The sequence below is a fragment of the Stutzerimonas kunmingensis genome, assembly GCF_900114065.1.
Classification (GTDB): Bacteria; Pseudomonadota; Gammaproteobacteria; order Pseudomonadales; family Pseudomonadaceae; genus Stutzerimonas; species Stutzerimonas kunmingensis.
Window position 1 is genome coordinate 109,092 of sequence record NZ_FORS01000001.1, and the last position, 20,697, is coordinate 129,788.

Consider the following 20,697-nt stretch of genomic DNA (forward strand, 5'->3'; position numbering starts at 1 on the left):
CCCAACATTCCTGCCCATCGTTCCGGCCCGATTACCGCGGTGTGCTTTAAACTCGCGCCCACCTGCCCCACGAACCCGGTTGACTCATGAAGCAGCGCGCCATCACACCCTTTCAGATCTTCATCCTGCTGCTATCGGTCTACGTGATCGGTGCGCTGGTGGCTGATCTGGTGTTCGACTTACCCGACGACGTATCGACTCTGCTCGGGTATCTGGACAACATCGTGTGCTTCTTTTTCTTCATCGATTTCTGGATGCGCCTGCAGGAAGCCGACGACAAGCTGCGCTTCATGCGCTGGGGCTGGATCGACTTGCTGGCCAGCGTACCGGCGGGCGGGTTGCAGGCAGCCAAGCTGTTTCGGGCCTTCCAGATTCTGCGGGTGCTGCGGGCGATCAAGTCGTTGCGGCTGATCTGGCGAATCCTGTTCCGCAACCGCGCCGAAGGCATCGTCGCCTCCGCCGCCACAGCAACCATGCTGCTGGTAGCGTTTGGCGCGCTGACCATGCTGCTGGTGGAAGCGCCGAACCCAGAGAGTTCGATCAACACGCCGGAAGAGGCCTTGTGGTGGGCGTTCGTCACCGTGACCACGGTCGGCTACGGCGACTTCTATCCGGTCACCACCCTGGGCCGTATCGTCGCAGTGCTGCTGATGGTGTCCGGAGTCGGTCTGTTCGGTAGCTTCGCCGCCTACATCGGTTCGCTGTTCGTCGCCGACCGCAACGAGGAAGACAACCGCGACCAGCTGGCCGACCGCGAAACCCTGCAGCGACTACTGGTACAGGTGGAATGCCTGACTGAAGAAGTGCGCAGCCTGAAGCTCCAGCTGGGGGACGATCGCCGTGACGATGGCGATGCCGTAAAGCGAGGGGTTTGATTTGTACGTATCGTCGACCAAGGCGCACAGTCTGGCGAGCAAACGAGCGCAACGCGAGTCGTACAAAGAAGACTGATCAGCAAAGGTGTCGATCATGGCCAAGACCGGGGGCAAGCAGTTCAAATCCATCAGGCTCGAACGTCTGGCGCGCTTCCTCGACTGGGCAACGGCGCGATATCCGGAATTCACCGCGAAGAAGCATCACCAGGAAAAGTGGTTCACCCCGTACGTCGGCTATCCCATCGTCGGATTGGCTCGCGCGGCCAAAGCGTTCTGGTTGGGGCTGCATGGGCGGGCGGTGGATGAACTGCTGGCGGCACCTGCTGCAGACGAGTTGCTCGATCGGGTCGTCAGCCGTGATCTCGGCGAGATCCACTGCAGCGTGGATGTGTTCGGCAGCGAGAAGACCTTCAGCCTGGGCTCGCCGGTCCATCTGCTGGAGCCGGACTGGGCGCTGCGTCTGGACGATAGCCCGCGGCGCGACGATTTCGCCGACAACCTGAAACAGGCCGTGCAGCGCTATGTGCGCAATCGGCTGCAGGTGCTCGAACGGCCCTTCGCCGAAATGGACGAGGACGAGCGGCAGCGGTGCCTGGCGCGCATCCGCCCGGAACTGCCACGGGTCGATGAATTTCTGCCGCATGCCATCGCCACCCTCAACGAGATTCGCCATGAGCTGCGCTACGTGGTGGCCTTGCAGCGCGGCAATCTCACCCTCGAATTGCCGCGGCGGGTTCCTTCCGGCCAGGATCATCTGCTCAGCGTGGCGGAAGTCGAGGCGTGGAAGCGCCAGGATCGCGACGAGCTGCAGGCCACCTTCGAGCGCATGCTCGAGCTCGCCGGCGATTTCGACCTGCAACTGCTCGGGCACAAGCGTCTTACCGAGCTCATCGCCCTGGAGCCCGGCCGCATGCGCAAGGCGATTCGCGCCGCCCGCCGCGAGCACGAGGAAAAAATGGCGTTTGCCGTGCTGCTGGAGAACAACCCGCGCTTCGTCCACTACCACAAGCTCTACCCGGCCCGGCGCCTGACGCGACGCTGGACCGCCCTGCTCGGCCCCACCAACAGCGGCAAGACGCATCGCTCTATCGAGGCGATGGCTGCGGCCGAGCACGGCATCTACCTGTCGCCGCTGCGCCTGATGGCGCTGGAAAACCAGGAGCGCATTGAGGCGATGGGCGTGCCCTGCTCACTTGTAACCGGGGAGGAAGAAATCATCCGCGAAGGCGCCACACACTTCTGCTGCACCGTGGAGGAGTTCGCGCGTTTCCGCCATCAGCATTGGGATGTGGTGGTGGTCGACGAGGTACAGATGATGGCCGACTCGCAACGTGGCTGGGCCTGGGTCGATGCACTGGTCAGCGCCCATACACCGCAACTGATGATGACCGGGCCAGCGCTGATCGAACCCTCCTTACGCACGCTTTGCGATCTGTGCGAGGACAAGCTGGTGGTGCAGCGCACCAAGCGCCTGTCCCCGGTTGAAGTCGCCCGCCACGCCACGACGCTGGAACGGCTGGAACCCGGCTCGCTGCTGGTGGCGTTCAGCCGCAAGCTGGTGCTGGAGCTCAAGGGCATGCTCGAGAGTGCCGGCAAGAGCGTCTCGGTGGTCTACGGTGCGCTCTCGCCCGAGGTCCGACGCGAGCAGGCCCGGCGCTTCCGCGAGGGCGAGGCGGACATCATGGTCGCTACCGATGCGGTCGGCATGGGCCTCAACCTGCCGGCGCACACGCTGTGTTTCTATACCGATGAGAAATTCGACGGCATCCAGAATCGCCAGCTCAAGGTGCAGGAGGTCAAGCAGATCGGCGGCCGCGCCGGGCGCTTCGGTCACCACGACAGCGGCGAGATCACCGCGCTGGACCCGCAGACACTCAAGTCCATCCGCCGCCTGTTCAACAGCCCGGATGCGCCGGTGGACCTGAGTCAGTTCCAGGTGCGCCCTTCCATCGATCACCTGTCCGCCATCTCCGAACTGATGGGCGAGCCGAGTCTGCTGCGGTCCTGGCTGACCTTCAACGGCAACATAAACTACGGCGAGGCATTCATCTCGGTACTGCCAGACGAACTAGCCGAATGGATCGAGCTGATCGACGACCCGAAGATTCCGCTCTGGCTGCGCTGGACGTTCGCCTGCACGCCGATCCGCGGCGGCTTCGACAGTCCGGCCAGTCAACATGCCCAGCGCTGGATCAAGCGAGTCGCCGAAGGCCACGCCATCCCGATGCCCAAGCTGCTGCTCGGCAGCGACCTGTCCAGCCTGGAAAGTACCCTGCATGTGGTGGAAACCTACCTGCATCTGGCCCGCAGCCTGCCCGAGCATTTTCCCGAGCACGACGACGGTGAAGACGCGCGCAAGCTGCTCAACGACGCCATCACCCGTGAACTGTCACGCCAGCGCAAACCGCGGGCTGCACGACGCGGCGGCGGCCGCAAGGCCGGGCGACGACGCTGAGAATATCCACCAACCACGATCCAGCCAGGCCGGCCGCTCTATAATCGCCGCTTTGCTGCCGAGCGCGAGCCTGCCATGCCGATCAAGTACGCCCGTCGTCTGACCGATCGCCGACGGTCCGCCCATAGCAATCGTCAGCTCGGCCTGTGCCTCGCGTTTGTCGCGGGTGCCGCCAATGCCGGCGGGTTCATCGCCGTCCAGCAGTACACCTCGCACATGACCGGTATCGTCTCGGCAATGGCCGACAACCTGGCCCTCGGTGCCACCGATCTGGCGCTGGCAGGCTTCGGTGCATTGCTCTCGTTCGTTCTTGGTGCCATGTGCTCGACGCTGATGATCAATTTCTCGCGACGTCGCCGTCTGCATAGCCAGTACGCGCTACCGCTGGCGCTGGAAGCCGCGCTGTTGCTGCTGTTCGGTATCCTCGGCGCGCGCCTGATGACGGTTCCGGGTTTCTTCGTGCCGCTGACCGTGGTGCTGCTGTGCTTCATCATGGGCCTGCAGAACGCGATCATCACCAAACTCTCCAATGCCGAAGTGCGCACCACCCATATCACTGGCATGGTGACCGACATCGGCATCGAGCTGGGCAGGCTGATCTACTTCAACCGCAATCGTCATGACGACATGCCACCGGTTCGGGCCAACCGACAGCGCCTGCGCATCAACCTGCTGATGGTGATGAGCTTCTTCGTCGGCGGATTGAGCGGCGCAGCCGGCTTCAAGCATTTCGGCTTCATCGCCACGGTCCCGCTGGCCGCCTTGTTGCTGGCATTGGCTCTGGTGCCGATGGCTGACGATCTGCTGCTCGGCTGGCGCCTCTGGCGGCGTCGGCGCTAAGACACCGACGGTTTCCAACGCCCTCCCGCTTGGCAAGGCTTCATCGGTCACGGCGATGACTCGGACCGAGGCGACAGCAAGCACCACCATTTGTTCCCGCAGCGCGCCCGTAAAATGTTCGAATTTTTACTTTGACAGCTGCATTCTTTGCCTCTAAGTTTTCGTTTCCGAACAATTCCGAACCAACGCAGTGCTCGGAATAAAACAAAAACAAACGAACGAGGCTCCGCGCATGAGTACGCCCATCGTCCCGACGCTCAAGGGACAATGCATCGCCGAATTTCTCGGCACTGCCCTTCTTATCTTCCTCGGTACTGGCTGCGTCGCAGCGCTCAAGCTCGGCGGTGCCGACCTGGGGTTGTGGGAAATCAGCATCATCTGGGGCATCGGCGTTTCGATGGCGGTGTACCTTGCCGCCGGCGTCTCCGGTGCCCACCTGAACCCGGCCGTGACCATCGCATTGTGGCTGTTCGGCACATTCGAGCGGCACCGCGTTCCGGCCTACATCCTGGCGCAGGTGGCCGGCGCCTTCTGTTCTGCGGCGCTGGTCTACGGGCTGTACAGCAGTCTGTTTTTCGATTTCGAACAGGCCCAGCAAATGGTTCGCGGCAGTGTCGAGAGCCTCGAACTCGCATCGATCTTCTCGACCTACCCCCACGCCTCGTTGTCGTTCGGCCAGGCGTTTCTGGTGGAGGTCGTCATCACCGCCATTCTGCTCGCGATGATCATGGCCATCACCGATGACGGCAACGGCCTGCCCAGCGGCCCGCTCGCACCTTTGCTGATCGGCCTGCTGATCGCAGTGATCGGCGGCGCGATGGGACCGCTGACCGGCTTCGCGATGAATCCCGCACGGGATTTCGGGCCTAAACTGATGACCTTCTTTGCCGGCTGGGGTGACGTGGCCTTCACTGGCGGGCGAGACATTCCGTATTTCCTGGTCCCGATCTTCGCCCCGATTCTCGGCGCCTGCCTCGGCGCTGCAGGTTACAAGGCACTCATCTGCCGGCACCTGCCAGGCGTTGGATCGGCCGCCTGCGATGCACCAAAACCCAAGGAAAAGGCCTCTGCCGAAATGGGCTCCGCCCAGCCCGATATCAGCAAAGTTCGCTAAGGAAACGACGCCATGAGCAATCAGAACAAGCAATTCATCGTCGCCCTCGACCAGGGCACCACCAGCTCCCGCGCCATCGTGCTGGACCGCAACGCCAACGTGGTGACCATCGCTCAGCGCGAATTCGCGCAGATCTACCCGCAACCGAGCTGGGTCGAGCACGACCCCATGGAAATCTGGGCGACCCAGAGCGGTGTGTTCGTCGAAGCCCTGGCCCAGGCCGGCATCACCAACGAGCAGGTGGCGGCCATCGGTATCACCAACCAGCGCGAGACCGCCATCGTCTGGGACAAGATCACCGGCCGGCCGATCTACAACGCCATCGTCTGGCAGAGCCGCCAGAGCACGCCGATCTGCGACCAGCTCAAGCGCGACGGCATGGAAGATCACATCCGCAAGACTACCGGCCTGGTGATCGACCCCTACTTCTCCGGTACCAAGATCAAGTGGATTCTCGACCACGTCGAGGGCAGCCGTGAGCGCGCCCGCCGCGGCGAACTGCTGTTCGGCACCGTCGATTGCTGGCTGATCTGGAAGATGACCCAGGGCAAGGCCCACGTCACCGACTACACCAACGCCTCACGCACCATGCTGTTCGACATCCACAAGCTGGACTGGGACCCGGTGATGCTGGAAACCCTGGATATCCCACGCGAGATGCTGCCGGATGTACGCTCGTCCTCCGAGGTTTATGGTCACGCCTACCTTGGCTCGGGCCAGAGCACCGGCATCCCCATCGCCGGTATCGCCGGGGACCAGCAAGCCGCTCTGTTCGGCCAGATGTGCGTCGAGCCAGGCCAGGCGAAGAACACCTACGGTACCGGCTGTTTCCTGCTGATGAACACCGGCACCAAGGCGGTGCAATCCGAACATGGCCTGCTGACGACCATCGCCTGCGGACCGCGTGGCGAAGTGAACTACGCACTGGAAGGCGCCATCTTCAATGGTGGCTCCACCGTGCAGTGGCTGCGTGACGAGCTGAAGGTGCTCAACGAGTCGCTGGATTCGGAATACTTCGCCACCAAGGTGCCGGACAGCAACGGCATCTACCTGGTGCCAGCCTTCACCGGTCTCGGCGCGCCCTACTGGGACCCGCGTGCCCGTGGCGCACTGTTTGGCCTGACCCGCGGGGTCAAGGTTGATCACCTGATCCGAGCAGCATTGGAATCCATCGCCTACCAGACTCGCGACGTACTCGATGCCATGCAGCAGGATGCCGGCGAGCGCCTGCGCGCCCTGCGCGTGGACGGCGGCGCGGTAGCCAACAACTTCCTCATGCAGTTCCAGGCCGATATGCTCGGTACTCAGGTTGAACGCCCGCAGATGAAGGAAACCACGGCCCTCGGCGCTGCGTACCTGGCCGGACTGGCTACCGGTTTCTGGAGCGATCTCGACGAGTTGCGCAGCAAGAGCAGCATCGAGCGGGTGTTCGAACCGGCGTGCGGAAGTGAACAGCGCGAAGCGCTCTATCGCGGCTGGCAGAAGGCGGTCGACCGTACGCGCAACTGGGCCGAGGACTGATCCGACGGACAACAGGCCTGCCTCTGGAGGCGTTCGGAGACAGGCCTGGCATGTGCGAATTCGAACAGCCGGCGCTTTAATCGAACGCCAGACTACGGCATGCTTCCCGCACAACAGCGAACAAGGAAGCCTCATGAGCCTGGCGCCCCGACAGCAGAACATTCTGGAACTCGTGCGCGAGCGCGGCTACGTGAGCATCGACGAGCTGGCACGGCACTTCGCCGTCACGCCGCAAACCATCCGCCGCGACATCAACCAGCTCGGCGACGCCGGCCTGCTCCGGCGCTACCACGGCGGCGCGGCCTACGATTCCAGCGTGCAGAACACCGCCTACAGCCAGCGCGCGCACCAGATGCGCGACGAGAAACTGCGTATCGCCGCCGCCATGGCCGCGCGCATCCCCGACCAGGCTTCGCTGTTCATCAATATCGGCACCACCACCGAGGCGATCGCCCGCGCCCTGCTCAACCACCGTGACCTGAAGATCATCACCAATGATCTGCACGTGGCGAGCATTCTCAGCACCAAGGAAGACTTCGATGTGCTGATCGCCGGCGGCAACGTGCGCAGCGATGGCGGCGTGGTGGGCCAGGCCACCGCCGATTTCATCAGCCAGTTCAAGGTCGATTTCGCCCTGATCGGCATCAGCGGTATCGACGAGGACGGCACCCTGCTCGACTTCGATTATCAGGAAGTGCGCGTCTCCCAGGCGATCATCCATAACGCGCGCAAGGTCTTCCTCGCCGCGGACTCCAGCAAATTCGGCCGCAGCGCCATGACGCGCCTGGGCTCGCTGGAACAGATCGACTGCCTGTTCACCGACTCGGCACCGTCAGAGGTGTTCGCCGAGCTGCTGGCCCGCCACAAGGTGCAGCTGGAAATCGCGGAGTAGGCGGACCGCCTCCCTCGTTGCCAGCTTCCCACGCGGCGACGCTGAACCTGTAGCAGCGGTCTCGGCCGCGAATCGCAGCCAGCCAACAAACAGCTAACACGCAGCATCTACTGACTGAGCGCTCCCATGGTCCAGGGAGGAGCGCACTCCGCGCCGCGGCGCAGCCAAGTGCTCAAGGACGTCGCCCCAGTATGGGCAACCACTACAAGATGCATGCGGAGGCCGATATAAGCAGGCGCTCGGCTGTGCTCAACAGCGGATATCCCCATCTTTAGTTTTCGAATATTTTCCTTTTAATCAATTTCGAACATTTTTTCTTTCATAAGGATTCTTTTCCGAATAGCATGTTCAAAACCGAACATGTCTTTCGTTTTCGAGGAGAAGCCCGTGCCCCATTCCGCTCAGCCCGTCTCCGAGCTTTATGACGTCGCCGTAATCGGCGGCGGTATCAATGGTGTCGGCATTGCTGCCGATGCCGCCGGCCGCGGGCTGTCGGTGTTCCTTTGCGAACGCGACGACCTGGCCAGTCATACGTCATCGGCCAGCAGCAAGCTCATTCATGGCGGGCTGCGCTATCTGGAACACTACGAATTCCGCCTCGTTCGCGAGGCGCTGGCCGAGCGAGAGGTGCTGCTCGCAAAGGCGCCGCATATCGTCAAGCCGATGCGCTTCGTGCTGCCCCACCGTCCTCACCTGCGCCCGGCGTGGATGATCCGCGCTGGCCTGTTCCTCTACGACAACCTGGGCATGCGCAAGAAGCTGCCGGCTTCGCGGGGCCTGCGTTTCGGCAGTGAGAGCCCCCTGAAGCCAGCCATCACCCGCGGCTTCGAATACTCCGACTGCTGGGTTGACGACGCGCGACTGGTGGTGCTCAACGCCATGGCGGCGCGGGAGAAAGGCGCGCATATCCATACCCGCACCCAATGCCTGAGCGCCAAGCGTGCTGGCGGCATCTGGCATGTCGAGCTGCAGCGCGAGGACGGCAGCCGCTTCTCACTAAAGGCCAAGGCACTGGTCAATGCGGCCGGTCCCTGGGTCGCACAGTTCATCGGCGAAAACCTGCAGCAGCGCTCGCCGTACGGCATCCGCCTGATTCAGGGCAGTCACATCATCGTGCCCAAGCTGTATGAAGGTGAGCAGGCCTACATCATGCAGAACGAGGATCGGCGCATCGTCTTCGCCATCCCCTACCTGGATCGTTACACCATGATCGGCACCACCGATCGCGAGTACCGTGGCGACCCGGCCAAGGTGAGCATCAGCGAGGAAGAGATCGCCTACGTATTGGGCGTGGCCAACACGCACTTTCGCAAGCAACTCGAGCCCAGGGACATCGTGCATACCTTCGCCGGCGTCCGGCCGCTATGCGACGACGAATCGGATAACCCGTCCGCGGTTACCCGCGACTACACCCTGTCGTTGGCGGCGGAAGAAAAGCAGGCACCGCTGCTTTCGGTGTTCGGCGGTAAGCTGACCACCTACCGCAAGCTCGCCGAGTCGGCGATGGCGCAGCTCAAGCCGTTCTTCCCGGCTATGGGTGAAAGCTGGACGGCGCAGGCGGCACTGCCTGGCGGTGAAGGCATGAGCACAGCCGATGCACTCACCGAAGAGCTGGTGGCCAAGGTACAGGGGCTGAAACTGCCGCTGGCCAAGCGCTGGGCAACCCTCTACGGCAATCGGGTATGGCGCATGCTGGGCGAAGCGCGCTCGCTCGATGCACTGGGCGAAGACCTCGGCCAGCAGCTGCATGCGCAGGAAGTCGACTACCTGCGGCGCGAAGAGTGGGCAACCCAGGTGGATGACATCCTCTGGCGCCGCACCAAACTCGGGCTGGCCTTCAGCGAGCCGGAAAAGGCTCGCCTGCAGCGTTACCTGACAGAGCGCCCGGTCAGCGAAACCACGCGCAGCAGCGACGCAGCCTGAGGCAGCCGCTCAGCCCTGCGCCGCGAGCTGCTGATTGATACGGGCGACGCTGGCGGCGATGCGTTGCTCGACATCCTGCATTTGCTCGTTCTGTTGCAGCAGCGGCACGCAGAGATTCAGTGCGGTGAGCACCAGCAGCTTGTCGCCCGTGGCGTTGGGAAACTGTCGCTGGCTGTCGGCCAGATGCTGCTGCAGCAAGGCCGCCGCCTCCTGCAGCAGAGCCTCCTGGCTGGGCGGCGCGCGGAACGAGTATTCGCGGCCGAATACCCTGAGCACCTGAACGCCATCCGCCGTCATGCGGCGCTACTGCCAGCTGCACGCTCCACCAGCGCCTGCAGCCGCGCCAGGGTAGCGCCCTGCTTGTCTTCCTGCTCCAGCGCAGCCAGTTGCAGGTTGTCGTTCTCCTCACGCGCCTGCTGCAGCTGCTGCTCGAGCAAGACACAGTGCTCGCTCAGGTTCTGGTTGCGTTGCAGCAGATCGTTGATGACGTTTTCAAGTTGCGCAAGGGTGCTATCAAGCATGGAGCGTTTTCCGGGTCCGATGAAAAAGCGCGCGAGAGTACCCGAAAGGAAGGCCGCCGGGGGCCTTCATTAAGCCTTCAATGCCACGCGGTCCGGTCGCCAATGCCACCGGTTTGCGGTAGCCTCGGCAGCCTATTTGAAGAGGAGAGTCCCCATGGCACGCGCTACCGCCCGCCACATCCTGGTTTCCACCGAAGCCAAGTGCAACGAACTGAAAGCCGCTATCGAAGGCGGTGCCGACTTCGCCGAGGTCGCCAAGGAAAACTCCAGCTGCCCATCTAGCCGTCAGGGCGGCGATCTGGGTTCATTCGGCCCGGGTCAGATGGTCAAGGAATTCGACACCGTCGTATTCAGCGCCCCGCTCAATCAGGTGCAAGGCCCGGTGAAGACCCAGTTCGGCTATCACCTGCTGGAAGTGACCAGCCGTCAGGACTGATTACCCCAGTCCCCGCCCCTCATGGGCGGGGATGCCCTTGCGCCGGACAGGCGCCCTCCGCCAGCATTCCCCTCCCCCGATTCACGCCGACCTGATCACACCTCGAGACGGAAACGCCCGGTCAGTGCCTTTAGGCCTTTCATGCTCTGCATGATGGTATTGCCCGACGCAGCCGTGTCGTGGGTAACACCAGCAGCCTGATCGGCGACCTGAGCGATGCGCGTCAGCGACTGGTTCATGTCCTCGGCCACCTGCGACTGCTCCTCGGCCGCCGTGGCGATCTGATTGGTCATGCCGCGGATGGTCTGCACCGCGCCGACGATCTGCCCCAGCGCATGCTGCGCCGCCTCGATCTGGGTGAGCGTCACCGAGCTGCTCTGACGCGACGCATCCATGGCCGTACCCGCGCGGGTGGCCTGGCTCTGCAAGCGCTCGACCAGCACGCTTACCTCCTTGGCCGAGCTCTGCGTGCGGCTGGCCAGGCTGCGGACTTCGTCGGCAACCACCGCAAAACCGCGGCCCTGCTCGCCAGCACGCGCCGCCTCGATGGCCGCATTCAGCGCCAGCAGGTTGGTCTGCTCGGCGATCCCGCTGATCACGTTCAGCACCTTGCCGATCTCGTGACTGTCCTGCACCAGCTGCTGCATCACATCGGACAGGCTGTCGACATGACCGCTCAAGGTGCGGATGGCGCCGACCGACTCATTCATCACCGCGCTGCCAGAGTTGGTCTCCTGCTCAGCGACATCTGCGGCATTGGCGGCCTCGACCGTGCTGCGCGCGACTTCCTGGGAGGTGGCGAGCATTTCGTTCATGGCGGTGGCGACCTGATCAATCTCGGCTTGCTGCCCCTCGACGTTGCGCGCGCTGTCCCCGGCCAGATTCGCCATGCGCACGCATTGGCCATCGGCTTCGTCAGCAGCCAGACGCACACCGCGGATCATCTCTCCAACCTGCCCCAGCAGGCGGTTGTACGCCAGGGTGATCATGCCCATCTCGTCATCGGCGTGCCGCACCTGCAGCGGCGCGGAAAAGTCGCCCTGGCTGACCCTCTCCAGACGCCCCCGCAGCTCGTCGATCTGCAGCATCAGCCAGTTCATGCCGGCGACCCGTCCCAGCACGACCATCAGCAGGATGCACAGGGTCGAACCCAGGGCGACCCAGAGCTGCTGCGACGCGCTGCGGTTGGCTTCAGCGGAAATCAGCAGCACCACTTCGTTGGAAGCGGCAAGGATGTCGTTTGAGTCGGTGGCAATGGCGTTCACGTCAGCGCTCTGACCTGCGGCCAGTGCCTGTACGGCGGGCCGATAACGCTGCCAGATCTGATCGACGCGCTGCAGGTGCGGTTGTGCACTGGTCAGCTCCACCGGTGCGATGCCCTGGGCGCGGTCGCCGTTGAGCAGCAGCCGATGCGACTGCTCGAAGCGTTGGATGGTCTTGTCGACGGCGGTCTTGTCGCCGACGCCCTGCGCCGCCAGCAGCGCTTCCTTCATCATCTTCTGGCTGAGCATGCGCTGGGCTCCGGCCATGTCGATCTGGCTGGCGTCCTTGGCGGACATGAACAGCACAGCGGCGGTCAGGGCCGCACACAGGAAGATCAGGCTGTAGGAGAAGAAGAACTGATGATTGATGGTGCGCAGACCCAGTCCGCGCAAAAGGGACTGAATGACGTTCGCCAAGGTGCTGGTCATGGGGGTATCCACTACAGGGAGAGAAAGCGATGCCAGCGTCGAATGGCGTCGCAGCTAACACTGTTCTCGGCGGCGCCAGGGGCAACTTGATACCGTTTATCAACTATCTGCAAGCCGTGCCATTGCTGGCTTTGCGCGCCTTTTTTGGCACTCACGCAACGCAGCCCCACGTATTGACGCAGATCAACGAAAACGGCACTTGCGCACCTGTTTTTTTGGCCCGGTCGCGACGCAACGTCTATGGTCAGGTGTGCGGGGTAACTCGCATAAAACACAGATCAATCGAGGGTCTGCGCATGTTTCACGTATCGCGCCGAGGCGAAAACCGCATCGATATCGACTTCTCCGGCAAATTGGACAGTCAGGCCATGCGCGCTGCGCTGGATGACCTGCTGTTTAAATCCGAAGGCATCAGCCATGGCCGCATGCTCTATCGCATCGGCGACTTCGACCTGCCTACGCTCGGCGCTGTCGGCGTGGAGCTGTCACGGCTTCCGCACCTGTTCCGCTTCATACGCCGTTTCGACCGCTGCGCGGTGGTCGCCGGCAAGGAATGGCTGCGCAAGGCCAGCGAGGTGGAAGGGGCGCTGATCCCCGGGCTGACCATCAAGGCCTTCGACCTGCACCAGGAAGCCGAAGCCAGCGCCTGGCTGGAGCACGGCTGAGGGGCCACGCCAGGCCGACAATTACCCGACCTGCGGGAGCGAATGGTCTGTCCTGGGTTGCTGTCGAATATGGACATCAACAGTCAGGAGAACGGACATGGGACTTTTCGATACGATCAAGGCCAAGCTCGGCCTGGGTGATGCTTCCAACGAGGCGCAACACAAGGCTGATGCACCACCAGCCGACGCCACCCGCTCGAGCGCCGAGGGCATCACGCTGGGAGAAAGGCCCACCGCCACCGACAACGCGACTATCGCGCCGCACCAGGACTTGAATCAGTCATCAGCCACGGCGAGTGGCGTGGATGTGGTGGCACAACTGGAAGCCAAGGCGGCGGCGCACCCGGAAGCGCTGAACTGGCGCACCTCGATCGTCGATCTGCTGAAGTTGCTCGGGCTGGACAGCAGCCTGGAAGCACGCCGGGAGCTTGCTACGGAACTAGGCTGCCCGCCGGCAGAGATGGCGGACTCGGCGCAGATGAACATGTGGCTGCACCGGGCGGTGATGAAGAAGCTTGCCGAAAATGGCGGCAGGATTCCGTCGGAATTGCTGCACTAGATGTGTGAAGGGCCTTCCGAGGAAGGCCCTTGCTTACGGCTTATGAATTGCGGACCTGCTCGTCCGCGAGGAAATCTTCCTCCAAGAGTGCGTCACGCTCAGCCACCGCGCCATCGATCATCTGCGGCTGGGCTCCGGAGCGCTTGCTACGCAACTTGCCGAACTGGTGAGCGAGCGCATTGTTCAGCTTGTCCACCGCGCCGTCGATCGCCAACTCCAGCGATTCGGCCTTGTGGGTGACGGAGATCGGCTGCAGCCCCTTCGGCCGCGCTTCGATCTGGCAGCGCTTGTCATGGGCGCCGGCCTTGTCACCGTTTTCGTCGTTGAGGTGCACGACGACGCGCGTCAGCTCGTCGTCGAACCGGTCCAACCTGCTTGCGACACTGGCACTGACCCAATCAGCCAGACGGGCACTGCCTTCGATGTGGTTATCGCTGTGAACCTGGATTTGCATAAGTCGTCCTTACTTCCGCTTATGAGCACCACCGTTTCCGGTGGCTTGGTGATAGCTATGCCACCGTTTCACTTATTAAGCAACGGGCAAAATGCCGCCGACGCAGTCCTGCCCGTCAGCACTTTTCGCTTTGCTATCCGAAACTTAGCCGGTTCGCCGGCGTTCCTGCCGTAAACGGTACAGATTTGTGCGCTGGCAATTGCGAAGCGAATTGTGTGTGCAGGAACGAAGAACCGCACGCTCACTCGGCACGCTCAAGGCATGCGTCGGACGATGGACATCCGACGCATGAAAAGACGCTTCGGGCAGTGCTAGGCGGCCTTCTGGAACAGCTCGCGGCCGTGATCGAGATGCTGATCGACCAGCCACTTGCCATGGGCGATGGACAGTCGCTGGGCCTTTTCCAGCTCGTCCATGAACGCATGCTCGAGCGGTAGCGGCATACGGCGAGTCACGTGCCCGGCGGGATCGGTAATCCGGCAACCGCCAGCCCAGGGTGTCGGGGTACCGGGATATTCCATCACCTCGGCGGTGATGAGGTGGTCGCGGTGGGTGCATTGCATCATGGTCATGATCGTTACCTCGCTTCGTATGCGGGCAGCCATCAGATCACGCAGGTTGGCTCAGGCTGATGGGCCGCCGATTGTTCCTCCCCTGATGAACAGGGCCGTTTCGCCGGCCCCAGCGCGTCAGAACGGTATAGCACAGACTGCCCGACTCGGGCCTGGCAGTGCACGCTCGACTGACGAACGCGCAACGCCTCAGCCATCCAGCGAAGGGCCGATTAGCTCGGCCAGCTGTCGATACACGCCGGGCGCCGCCACCAGATAGGGGTTACCCCTGAGCAGCCCATCGTTGCGGAAGAAATCGTTGCGCAGCCCGCCCGTCTCGGCCACTAGCACCAACCCGGCCAGGCAATCCCAGCTCTTGAGTTCGGTCTCGTAGTAACCGATCAGTCGCCCTGCGGCGACGTAAGCCGTCATCAGCGCGCCGGAGCCATTGCGGATGAACATGCCGCCTTCGGCCAGCAGCTTTTCCAGAAACGGAATGAAATGCTCCTTGCCGCGCGGGTGAAAGGTGCCCGCACCGGTCAGGCCATCACGCACATGGCTGGCGGCGCTGGCCGTGATGGGTGTCTCGTTGACATAGGCACCGCGGCCGAGACAGCCATGGAAGAGTTCGTCATGGTTGGGGTCGGCGATCGCGCCGATGTGGGGTTCCCCGTCGATCAGCAGCCCGATGGAAACGCACCAGTTGTGCAGACCGTTGACGAAACAGGCAGTGCCGTCGATGGGATCGATCACCCACACGCAGCGGGCCTTGAGGTCGGCCGAGCCGCTTTCCTCGCCGAGAAAGCCGTCCTGCGGGAAGCGCTCGGCCAGGCGTGCGCGAATAAAGTCTTCGATGCTTTTGTCGGCGATGCTGACCACATCCTGCCGGTCGTTGCCCTTGTGCTCGACATCCAGCGTCTCGCGTTGCCGATAGAAATCCATGCCCAGCTGCGCGGCTTCCAGTGCGAGGCTCCTGGCGCAGGCGTAGCGGGCATCGATATCGAGGTCTTGCTGGGTCGACTCGCTCATGATCGGTTCCTGAAACAAAAGCGGCATTCTAGTGGACTGTTTGGTGAGTTGGTTGAGGCAAGTTCGGATGATCAGGGCTCCGAGACAAGGCGCTGCGACGAGTCATAGCGGGGCTATGGCAAGGAGCAGCAACGCGGTATCGGGGCCATGGGCGCCGAAATCGACCAACTGAACCTGCCAAACAGGCCACTCGACATGCGCCTGTTACAGCACGAGCGATGCAGGGAATCGACTGGGCAAGACGATGAATGACTTCGGTCCACCCAGGGCGCCCCAAAGCCCAATTTCCCCACGCCACTCGCCGGAACACCCCGTTCAATACGGATGCGACGAATCGATACACGAGCGGTCCTAACCTGCGAGCCACGGCTCATCATTCACGCAGACAGGAGATTCCCATGGGCTTGTTTAACTCGATACTGGAAAAGATCGGCCTCGGCCAGGCACATGCCGCACCCGACAGCACAGCGCCCTCCACACCACCTGAGGCCTCCACAGGCGGTGCCGGCGCACCCACGGGCCCTGCAGTGGACCAAGTGGACGTCGCGGCCAAGCTCGACGGCATGGCGCAGAATCACCCGGAGAAACTCAACTGGCGCACGTCCATCGTCGACCTGCTGAAGTTGCTCGGTCTGGACAGCAGCCTCACCGCGCGCAAGGAACTGGCTACCGAGCTGGGTTGCCCGGCTGACAAGATGGGGGATTCGGCGCAGATGAACATGTGGTTGCACAAGGCGGTGCTGAACAAACTGGCCGAGAATGGCGGCAACGTACCAGCCGATCTGCTGGACTGATCTGCCTCGAGGGGCGACAGGCGAGCTGCAGCGATTGCGGCAGCTCGCGCTGGTGATCAATGCTCGTGCATGCGCACGTTCAGCTCGTCGACAATCGGCGCCCACTCCGCATCCTCGACCCACTCATCGCGCAGCAGCGCGCGCTGCGACTCGTTCCAGACCGGCGCATCGGCCAGCCGAACGTCTTCCGGCAGGTGCCCATGCTTGCCGATGAATGCATCGATACTCGCCGGGTCTGACGCCAGACCCAGCTGCTCGAACAGAGTACCGAGGTCTTTGTTGGGTAGTTCCATGATGTTCTCCTTAGGCTCGTCAACAGGCTGAAAGGCGCGTCGCGCGTTCCGCTACTTGCCTATTCAGAGACTCTGCGGCTGACTACAGTTCCGCCTGGACCGATGAGGAATGACTGCATGGACATCCTGCTCTGCGGCAGCTTCGACGATAACGAGCGCGACGCCTGGCTCGCAGAGCTGCAGCGCGCCTTGCCGCAAGCCCGCTGGCACCTGTCCGCGACGGCGGAGAACGCGGGACTGATCACCGCGGCGGTGGTCGCGAACCCACCCGCGGGATTGCTGCAAGGCTTGCCAAACCTGCGGCTGATCCAGTCGCTCTGGGCCGGCGTGGACCGCCTGCTCAGCGACCCGAGCCTGCCGGACGTGCCGGTGGCACGCATGGTCGACCCGGCCATGAGCGCGGCCATGGCCGAAACTGCGTTGTGGGCAACACTCTCGCTGCATCGGGGTTTCTACGATTACGCCCGGCAGCAGCACGCCTGCGATTGGCGTCAACTGCCGCAGCGGCGGGCTGACGAAATCCAGGTGACGCTGCTGGGCATGGGCCAGATGGGCCGGACATGTGCCCAGCGCTTGGTCACCCAGGGCTACCGCGTGACCGGCTGGAAGCTTCGCAGCGGCGCCGCCGAGGGCGTCGCGCTGGAGCACGGCATGGATGCCCTCTGGCCGCTGCTGGCATGCAGCGACATTGTCATCAACCTGCTGCCACTGACGCCACAGACTGGCGATCTGCTGGACCGGCGTTTCTTCGAAGCTCTGCGCCCCGGCGCCGGGCTGGTCAACCTCGCACGGGGCGGGCACCTGGTCGAGGCTGATCTGCTGCAGGCGCTCGAATGTGGCCAGGTCGGCCATGCGGTGCTCGACGTGTTTCGCAGCGAGCCGCTGCCGGCAGAGCATCCGTTCTGGAAGCATCCACAGGTGACCGTGCTGCCCCACATCGCAGCCGCAACGGACATGCGCAGCGCGGCCGGGATCGTCGCCGTTAACCTGCAAGCGCTGCGTGACGGCGAACCGCTGCATGATCTGGTGGAGCGCAGCCGCGGCTACTGAGTGCGACTGCGACAACCGGACATAAGCAAGCGGCTCAATCCTGGCTGAGCGCGCCGATCCGGTGGATGGAAAGATCCGCGCCGTTGAACTCTTCCTCCTGGCTCAGGCGAATACCTGTGGTCAGCTTGAGCAGGCCGTAGACGCCGAAGCCGCCGAGCAGCGCCACCAGCATGCCCATGCCGCTGCCGATCACCTGACTGATCAGGCTCACGCCGCCCAGACCGCCCAGCGCGGACTGGCCGAAGATGCCGCAGGCCACCCCGCCCCAGATCCCGCACAGGCCGTGCAGTGGCCAGACACCCAGCACGTCATCGATCTTCCAGCGATTCTGCGTAGCGGTGAACGTCCAGACGAACAGTGCTCCGGCGATCGCACCAGTAGCCAGTGCGCCGACCGGATGCATCAGATCGGAGCCGGCACAGACCGCCACCAACCCGGCTAGCGGGCCGTTGTGCAGGAAGCCCGGGTCGTTGCGCCCGGCGAGCCATGCCGCTGCAGTGCCCCCAACCATCGCCATCAACGAATTCACCGCAACCAGCCCGCTGATACCCTCGATGGTCTGCGCGCTCATGACGTTGAAGCCGAACCAGCCGACGATGAGAATCCACGATCCCAAAGCGAGGAAAGGAATGTTCGACGGCGCGAATGCCACCAGCCTGCCGTCCCGGTAGCGACCGTTGCGTCGCCCCAGCAAAACCACCGCGCCAAATGCCAGCCAGCCGCCCATGGCGTGCACCACCACGGAGCCGGCGAAATCATGAAAGGACGCACCGAACTGGTGCTCGAGCCAGCCCTGGAAGCCGAAATTGCCGTTCCAGATAAGGCCCTCGAAGAACGGATAGACGAACGCGACGATCAGCAGCGTGGCGCACAGCTGCGGGCCGAACCGCGCGCGCTCGGCGATACCGCCGGAGATGATCGCCGGAATGGCCGCGGCGAAGGTCAGCAGGAAGAAGAACTTCACCAGCGCGTAGCCGTGGTCCACCACCAGCTGATCGGCCGGCTGCATGAAGGTCACGCCATAGGCGACCCAGTAGCCGATGAAGAAATACGCCAGGGTCGACACTGCGAAGTCGGTGATGATCTTCGATAACGCGTTGACCTGATTCTTCAGACGTACCGTACCTACTTCGAGAAAGGCGAAGCCGGCGTGCATGGCCAGCACCATCACCGCGCCCATCAGGATGAGCAGGGTATTCGAACCGTGGACCAGGGTTTCCACGGCGCTGTTGAGGTTTTCCATGGGTTACTACAGCCTCAGCGGATAAATCGCACCAAAACGGTTATCTCTGCCAGACGCATGCACCGAGATGCATCACCGCGCCATGTCGGGCCACCGTCACTTGCAGCCGGAGCTTGCTTGCAGCGAGACGCTGAAGCGCCATGAAACCTTTGATATCAACAGGTTAAGGAAACTACCGGAAATCCGTCATGCGCCATTGCGGGGCTCGCACGACGACTGCTGCACCAAGCAAAAGCAAGGCGCGTACCAAGCGCAGCGGCAGTTCTTGTGCAGCGCACCCTCAGAGGGCGGAAAGGGCCCGATACTCGTCCTGAGCCAGTTGGTCGGTCATGCCGCTGATGTAGTCCTGCAGCATCCGGTTGCGGTAGTAGAACTCCCACAGAGGCCAATCCGCCGATTGCTCAGCATGCTCCTTGAGCGCTTCGTGGTAGGCCTTGACCAGCTGGTTGGGCAGGCGTCGAGCCAGCATCTGCAGGTGAGGTTCGCTGCGGCAGGTGCCGAGGCTGAGTGCATCGAACACGGTGGCCGGCACGCGCAGCAGCGGCGCATAAAAGTCGAGCAGGCCCTGGAGAATGCGATAGCCCTGCAGTTGCAACGTTTCCACCTCGCGGTGGCAGAACACGTGCTCCATCGCGACATCCTTGAAGGTCTGCACGATGGCGTTGGGCAGGCTGTCGTCCTCCAGCAACGCGCGATCCAGGGTGCCGTGATAAACCGCGTCGATGTTGTCGATGAACTGCCGCGCAGCGTGCTGCACCAGCGGGTGGATCATGTTCACCCGCAGCCAGATGAAGAACTCGCCGGCCTTGTTGATCGGCTCCTTCTGTGCGCGTTCCAGCGCATAGTTGACCATGCCCCGGAAACTGCGCTCCGGACCCGGCACCGGGGCATCGACCGAACCATGCAGCGCGAACTTGGCGAGCAGCAGCTGCGCCAGCTGTTCGATGCTGAAGATGCCCTTCTCCACCGAATCCTCGATGTCGGCAAGGCAATAGGCGATGTCGTCGGCGGCCTCCATCACGTAGGCCAGCGGGTGACGCGTGCACGGCTGCAGATCGAGCGCCGCCTGCAGCGCACGCACGAAGGGTTCCTCGGACAGATAGAAGCCGGGCTTCTTCAGCAGGTAGGCGCCTGGGGTGCCCTTCGCGGGCTTGGCCTGATAGGCCGGACGGACGTACTTGAGCAGTCCGGCGGTCTGCGTATAGGTCAGGTTGAGGCGTTGCAGCGAGACCACCAGGCGAACCGCCTGGGCATTGCCTTCGAAGTGCTTGAGATCGACCAGCATCCGTTTGCGCAGCTCGGCATCGCCCTGCCCCGGCGTCACGGCGGCCGTGAACAGCGCGTCGAGATTGCGCTCGAACCACTCGCCGATGGCGTACTCGCCGAAATGGCCGAACGGCGGATTGCCGATGTCGTGCATCAGGCAGGTCATCTCTACCAGGCTCTGCAACGCCGGCTCGAGCCCGTCCAGGCCGAACTCCGCGGCGCGGTTGCCGAGCTGCTTGTACAGGGTGCGAACGATGAAGCGGCCGGTCTGCTGCACTTCCAGCGAATGGGTGAGACGGCTGCGCACTGCGGCATTGCGCTCCAGCGGAAAGACCTGGGTCTTCTGCTGCAGGCGGCGCACCGCGGCCGAGTTGATGATGCGCCCGCGATCGCTCTCCAGCTGGTCCAGCACGGCGTCGAGGCTGCCATCGCTGGCCCGCAGGCCCGCTTCGGCCTTGCCATAGGGGCGCTGGCGGGAGATTTTGTGCTTGAAGTTCATGGACACCGGCATGCATCGTTCTCGCG

At 63.1% G+C, this 20,697-nt stretch carries 21 protein-coding genes; 12 read left to right on the plus strand and 9 right to left on the minus strand.

Annotated features, from left to right (window positions below; all coding sequences use genetic code 11):
* The first annotated feature begins 86 nt into the window (after window positions 1–86).
* From BM275_RS00530 to glpD, 7 genes are all read left to right on the plus strand, one after another.
* Entirely contained in the window at window positions 87–875 is a 789-nt protein-coding gene (locus tag BM275_RS00530; protein WP_090518962.1) for an ion transporter, read from the plus strand.
* 94 nt (window positions 876–969) lie between these two features.
* Complete coding sequence (locus tag BM275_RS00535) at window positions 970–3,330, plus strand: SUV3 family DEAD/DEAH box RNA helicase (RefSeq protein WP_090518963.1); 2,361 nt, start codon at window positions 970–972, stop codon at window positions 3,328–3,330.
* A 75-nt stretch (window positions 3,331–3,405) separates the two neighbouring features.
* Window positions 3,406–4,170, plus strand: coding sequence for a YoaK family protein (locus BM275_RS00540; protein ID WP_041013585.1), 765 nt, complete (start codon window positions 3,406–3,408; stop codon window positions 4,168–4,170).
* Between the two features lie 232 nt (window positions 4,171–4,402).
* Window positions 4,403–5,284: an MIP/aquaporin family protein gene (locus tag BM275_RS00545; protein WP_090518964.1), complete on the plus strand. Its 882-nt coding sequence runs from the start codon at window positions 4,403–4,405 to the stop codon at window positions 5,282–5,284.
* 12 nt (window positions 5,285–5,296) lie between these two features.
* Entirely contained in the window at window positions 5,297–6,805 is a 1,509-nt protein-coding gene (gene glpK / locus BM275_RS00550) for a glycerol kinase GlpK (RefSeq protein ID WP_042928053.1), read from the plus strand.
* A 133-nt stretch (window positions 6,806–6,938) separates the two neighbouring features.
* Window positions 6,939–7,697, plus strand: coding sequence for a DeoR family transcriptional regulator (locus tag BM275_RS00555; protein ID WP_041013582.1), 759 nt, complete (start codon window positions 6,939–6,941; stop codon window positions 7,695–7,697).
* A gap of 387 nt (window positions 7,698–8,084) precedes the next feature.
* Window positions 8,085–9,620 (plus strand): glycerol-3-phosphate dehydrogenase, encoded by a 1,536-nt coding sequence (gene glpD, locus BM275_RS00560; RefSeq protein WP_208607434.1) that lies wholly within the window; start codon window positions 8,085–8,087, stop codon window positions 9,618–9,620.
* A gap of 9 nt (window positions 9,621–9,629) precedes the next feature.
* Here the strand turns inward: glpD and BM275_RS00565 are convergent, their stop codons facing one another.
* Window positions 9,630–9,917 carry a cell division protein ZapA gene (locus BM275_RS00565; protein ID WP_090518966.1) on the minus strand — a complete coding sequence of 96 codons (288 nt, stop codon included), beginning with the start codon at window positions 9,915–9,917 and terminating at the stop codon, window positions 9,630–9,632.
* Window positions 9,914–10,141 (minus strand): hypothetical protein, encoded by a 228-nt coding sequence (locus tag BM275_RS00570; RefSeq protein ID WP_090518967.1) that lies wholly within the window; start codon window positions 10,139–10,141, stop codon window positions 9,914–9,916. The genes BM275_RS00565 and BM275_RS00570 overlap by 4 nt, the downstream gene beginning before the upstream one ends.
* A gap of 154 nt (window positions 10,142–10,295) precedes the next feature.
* Between BM275_RS00570 and BM275_RS00575 the strand changes: the two genes are divergently transcribed.
* Complete coding sequence (locus tag BM275_RS00575) at window positions 10,296–10,577, plus strand: peptidylprolyl isomerase (RefSeq protein WP_014819951.1); 282 nt, start codon at window positions 10,296–10,298, stop codon at window positions 10,575–10,577.
* Window positions 10,578–10,672: 95 nt separating this feature from the next.
* Here the strand turns inward: BM275_RS00575 and BM275_RS00580 are convergent, their stop codons facing one another.
* The gene (locus BM275_RS00580) at window positions 10,673–12,268 is read right to left on the minus strand and encodes a methyl-accepting chemotaxis protein (RefSeq protein WP_046621797.1); all 1,596 of its coding nucleotides are present in this window, start codon (window positions 12,266–12,268) and stop codon (window positions 10,673–10,675) included.
* Window positions 12,269–12,564: 296 nt separating this feature from the next.
* Between BM275_RS00580 and BM275_RS00585 the strand changes: the two genes are divergently transcribed.
* Window positions 12,565–12,933 carry a SpoIIAA family protein gene (locus BM275_RS00585; RefSeq protein WP_003299292.1) on the plus strand — a complete coding sequence of 123 codons (369 nt, stop codon included), beginning with the start codon at window positions 12,565–12,567 and terminating at the stop codon, window positions 12,931–12,933.
* 97 nt (window positions 12,934–13,030) lie between these two features.
* Window positions 13,031–13,492 carry a DUF3597 domain-containing protein gene (locus BM275_RS00590; RefSeq protein WP_090518968.1) on the plus strand — a complete coding sequence of 154 codons (462 nt, stop codon included), beginning with the start codon at window positions 13,031–13,033 and terminating at the stop codon, window positions 13,490–13,492.
* 40 nt (window positions 13,493–13,532) lie between these two features.
* Here BM275_RS00590 and BM275_RS00595 read toward each other — a convergent pair whose 3' ends face one another.
* The 3 genes from BM275_RS00595 to BM275_RS00605 all read right to left on the minus strand — a co-directional run bounded on the left by BM275_RS00595 (window position 13,533) and on the right by BM275_RS00605 (window position 15,526).
* Complete coding sequence (locus tag BM275_RS00595) at window positions 13,533–13,946, minus strand: HPF/RaiA family ribosome-associated protein (RefSeq protein WP_014819948.1); 414 nt, start codon at window positions 13,944–13,946, stop codon at window positions 13,533–13,535.
* A 311-nt stretch (window positions 13,947–14,257) separates the two neighbouring features.
* Window positions 14,258–14,518, minus strand: a complete 261-nt coding sequence (locus BM275_RS00600; RefSeq protein WP_014819947.1) for a hypothetical protein — start codon at window positions 14,516–14,518, stop codon at window positions 14,258–14,260.
* 189 nt (window positions 14,519–14,707) lie between these two features.
* Complete coding sequence (locus BM275_RS00605) at window positions 14,708–15,526, minus strand: inositol monophosphatase family protein (protein ID WP_090518969.1); 819 nt, start codon at window positions 15,524–15,526, stop codon at window positions 14,708–14,710.
* A 398-nt stretch (window positions 15,527–15,924) separates the two neighbouring features.
* Here BM275_RS00605 and BM275_RS00610 point away from each other — a divergent pair, with 398 nt between their 5' ends.
* Complete coding sequence (locus BM275_RS00610) at window positions 15,925–16,320, plus strand: DUF3597 domain-containing protein (RefSeq protein ID WP_046621808.1); 396 nt, start codon at window positions 15,925–15,927, stop codon at window positions 16,318–16,320.
* 56 nt (window positions 16,321–16,376) lie between these two features.
* Here the strand turns inward: BM275_RS00610 and BM275_RS00615 are convergent, their stop codons facing one another.
* The gene (locus tag BM275_RS00615) at window positions 16,377–16,613 is read right to left on the minus strand and encodes a DUF2789 domain-containing protein (protein ID WP_014819944.1); all 237 of its coding nucleotides are present in this window, start codon (window positions 16,611–16,613) and stop codon (window positions 16,377–16,379) included.
* A 117-nt stretch (window positions 16,614–16,730) separates the two neighbouring features.
* Here BM275_RS00615 and BM275_RS00620 point away from each other — a divergent pair, with 117 nt between their 5' ends.
* Window positions 16,731–17,663: a 2-hydroxyacid dehydrogenase gene (locus BM275_RS00620; protein WP_090518970.1), complete on the plus strand. Its 933-nt coding sequence runs from the start codon at window positions 16,731–16,733 to the stop codon at window positions 17,661–17,663.
* A gap of 34 nt (window positions 17,664–17,697) precedes the next feature.
* Here BM275_RS00620 and BM275_RS00625 read toward each other — a convergent pair whose 3' ends face one another.
* Window positions 17,698–18,906 (minus strand): ammonium transporter, encoded by a 1,209-nt coding sequence (locus BM275_RS00625; protein WP_090518971.1) that lies wholly within the window; start codon window positions 18,904–18,906, stop codon window positions 17,698–17,700.
* Window positions 18,907–19,186: 280 nt separating this feature from the next.
* A complete protein-coding gene (gene dgt, locus BM275_RS00630; protein WP_090518972.1) occupies window positions 19,187–20,683 on the minus strand; it encodes a dGTPase in 1,497 nt (498 codons plus the stop codon).
* Between the last annotated feature and the right edge of the window lie 14 nt (window positions 20,684–20,697).

Excerpts from the sequence above, each read along its gene's own strand:
- BM275_RS00585 (WP_003299292.1), top strand. The coding sequence starts at position 12,565 with ATGTTTCACGTATCGCGCCGAGGCGAAAACCGCATCGATATCGACTTC.
- BM275_RS00540 (WP_041013585.1), top strand. The coding sequence starts at position 3,406 with ATGCCGATCAAGTACGCCCGTCGTCTGACCGATCGCCGACGGTCCGCC.
- BM275_RS00565 (WP_090518966.1), bottom strand. The coding sequence starts at position 9,917 with ATGACGGCGGATGGCGTTCAGGTGCTCAGGGTATTCGGCCGCGAATAC.
- BM275_RS00545 (WP_090518964.1), top strand. The coding sequence starts at position 4,403 with ATGAGTACGCCCATCGTCCCGACGCTCAAGGGACAATGCATCGCCGAA.
- BM275_RS00625 (WP_090518971.1), bottom strand. The coding sequence starts at position 18,906 with ATGGAAAACCTCAACAGCGCCGTGGAAACCCTGGTCCACGGTTCGAAT.
- BM275_RS00575 (WP_014819951.1), top strand. The coding sequence starts at position 10,296 with ATGGCACGCGCTACCGCCCGCCACATCCTGGTTTCCACCGAAGCCAAG.
- BM275_RS00605 (WP_090518969.1), bottom strand. The coding sequence starts at position 15,526 with ATGAGCGAGTCGACCCAGCAAGACCTCGATATCGATGCCCGCTACGCC.
- BM275_RS00620 (WP_090518970.1), top strand. The coding sequence starts at position 16,731 with ATGGACATCCTGCTCTGCGGCAGCTTCGACGATAACGAGCGCGACGCC.
- BM275_RS00570 (WP_090518967.1), bottom strand. The coding sequence starts at position 10,141 with ATGCTTGATAGCACCCTTGCGCAACTTGAAAACGTCATCAACGATCTG.
- BM275_RS00615 (WP_014819944.1), bottom strand. The coding sequence starts at position 16,613 with ATGGAACTACCCAACAAAGACCTCGGTACTCTGTTCGAGCAGCTGGGT.
- BM275_RS00590 (WP_090518968.1), top strand. The coding sequence starts at position 13,031 with ATGGGACTTTTCGATACGATCAAGGCCAAGCTCGGCCTGGGTGATGCT.
- BM275_RS00555 (WP_041013582.1), top strand. The coding sequence starts at position 6,939 with ATGAGCCTGGCGCCCCGACAGCAGAACATTCTGGAACTCGTGCGCGAG.
- BM275_RS00535 (WP_090518963.1), top strand. The coding sequence starts at position 970 with ATGGCCAAGACCGGGGGCAAGCAGTTCAAATCCATCAGGCTCGAACGT.
- BM275_RS00530 (WP_090518962.1), top strand. The coding sequence starts at position 87 with ATGAAGCAGCGCGCCATCACACCCTTTCAGATCTTCATCCTGCTGCTA.
- BM275_RS00580 (WP_046621797.1), bottom strand. The coding sequence starts at position 12,268 with ATGACCAGCACCTTGGCGAACGTCATTCAGTCCCTTTTGCGCGGACTG.
- BM275_RS00610 (WP_046621808.1), top strand. The coding sequence starts at position 15,925 with ATGGGCTTGTTTAACTCGATACTGGAAAAGATCGGCCTCGGCCAGGCA.
- glpK (WP_042928053.1), top strand. The coding sequence starts at position 5,297 with ATGAGCAATCAGAACAAGCAATTCATCGTCGCCCTCGACCAGGGCACC.
- BM275_RS00600 (WP_014819947.1), bottom strand. The coding sequence starts at position 14,518 with ATGACCATGATGCAATGCACCCACCGCGACCACCTCATCACCGCCGAG.
- dgt (WP_090518972.1), bottom strand. The coding sequence starts at position 20,683 with ATGCCGGTGTCCATGAACTTCAAGCACAAAATCTCCCGCCAGCGCCCC.
- BM275_RS00595 (WP_014819948.1), bottom strand. The coding sequence starts at position 13,946 with ATGCAAATCCAGGTTCACAGCGATAACCACATCGAAGGCAGTGCCCGT.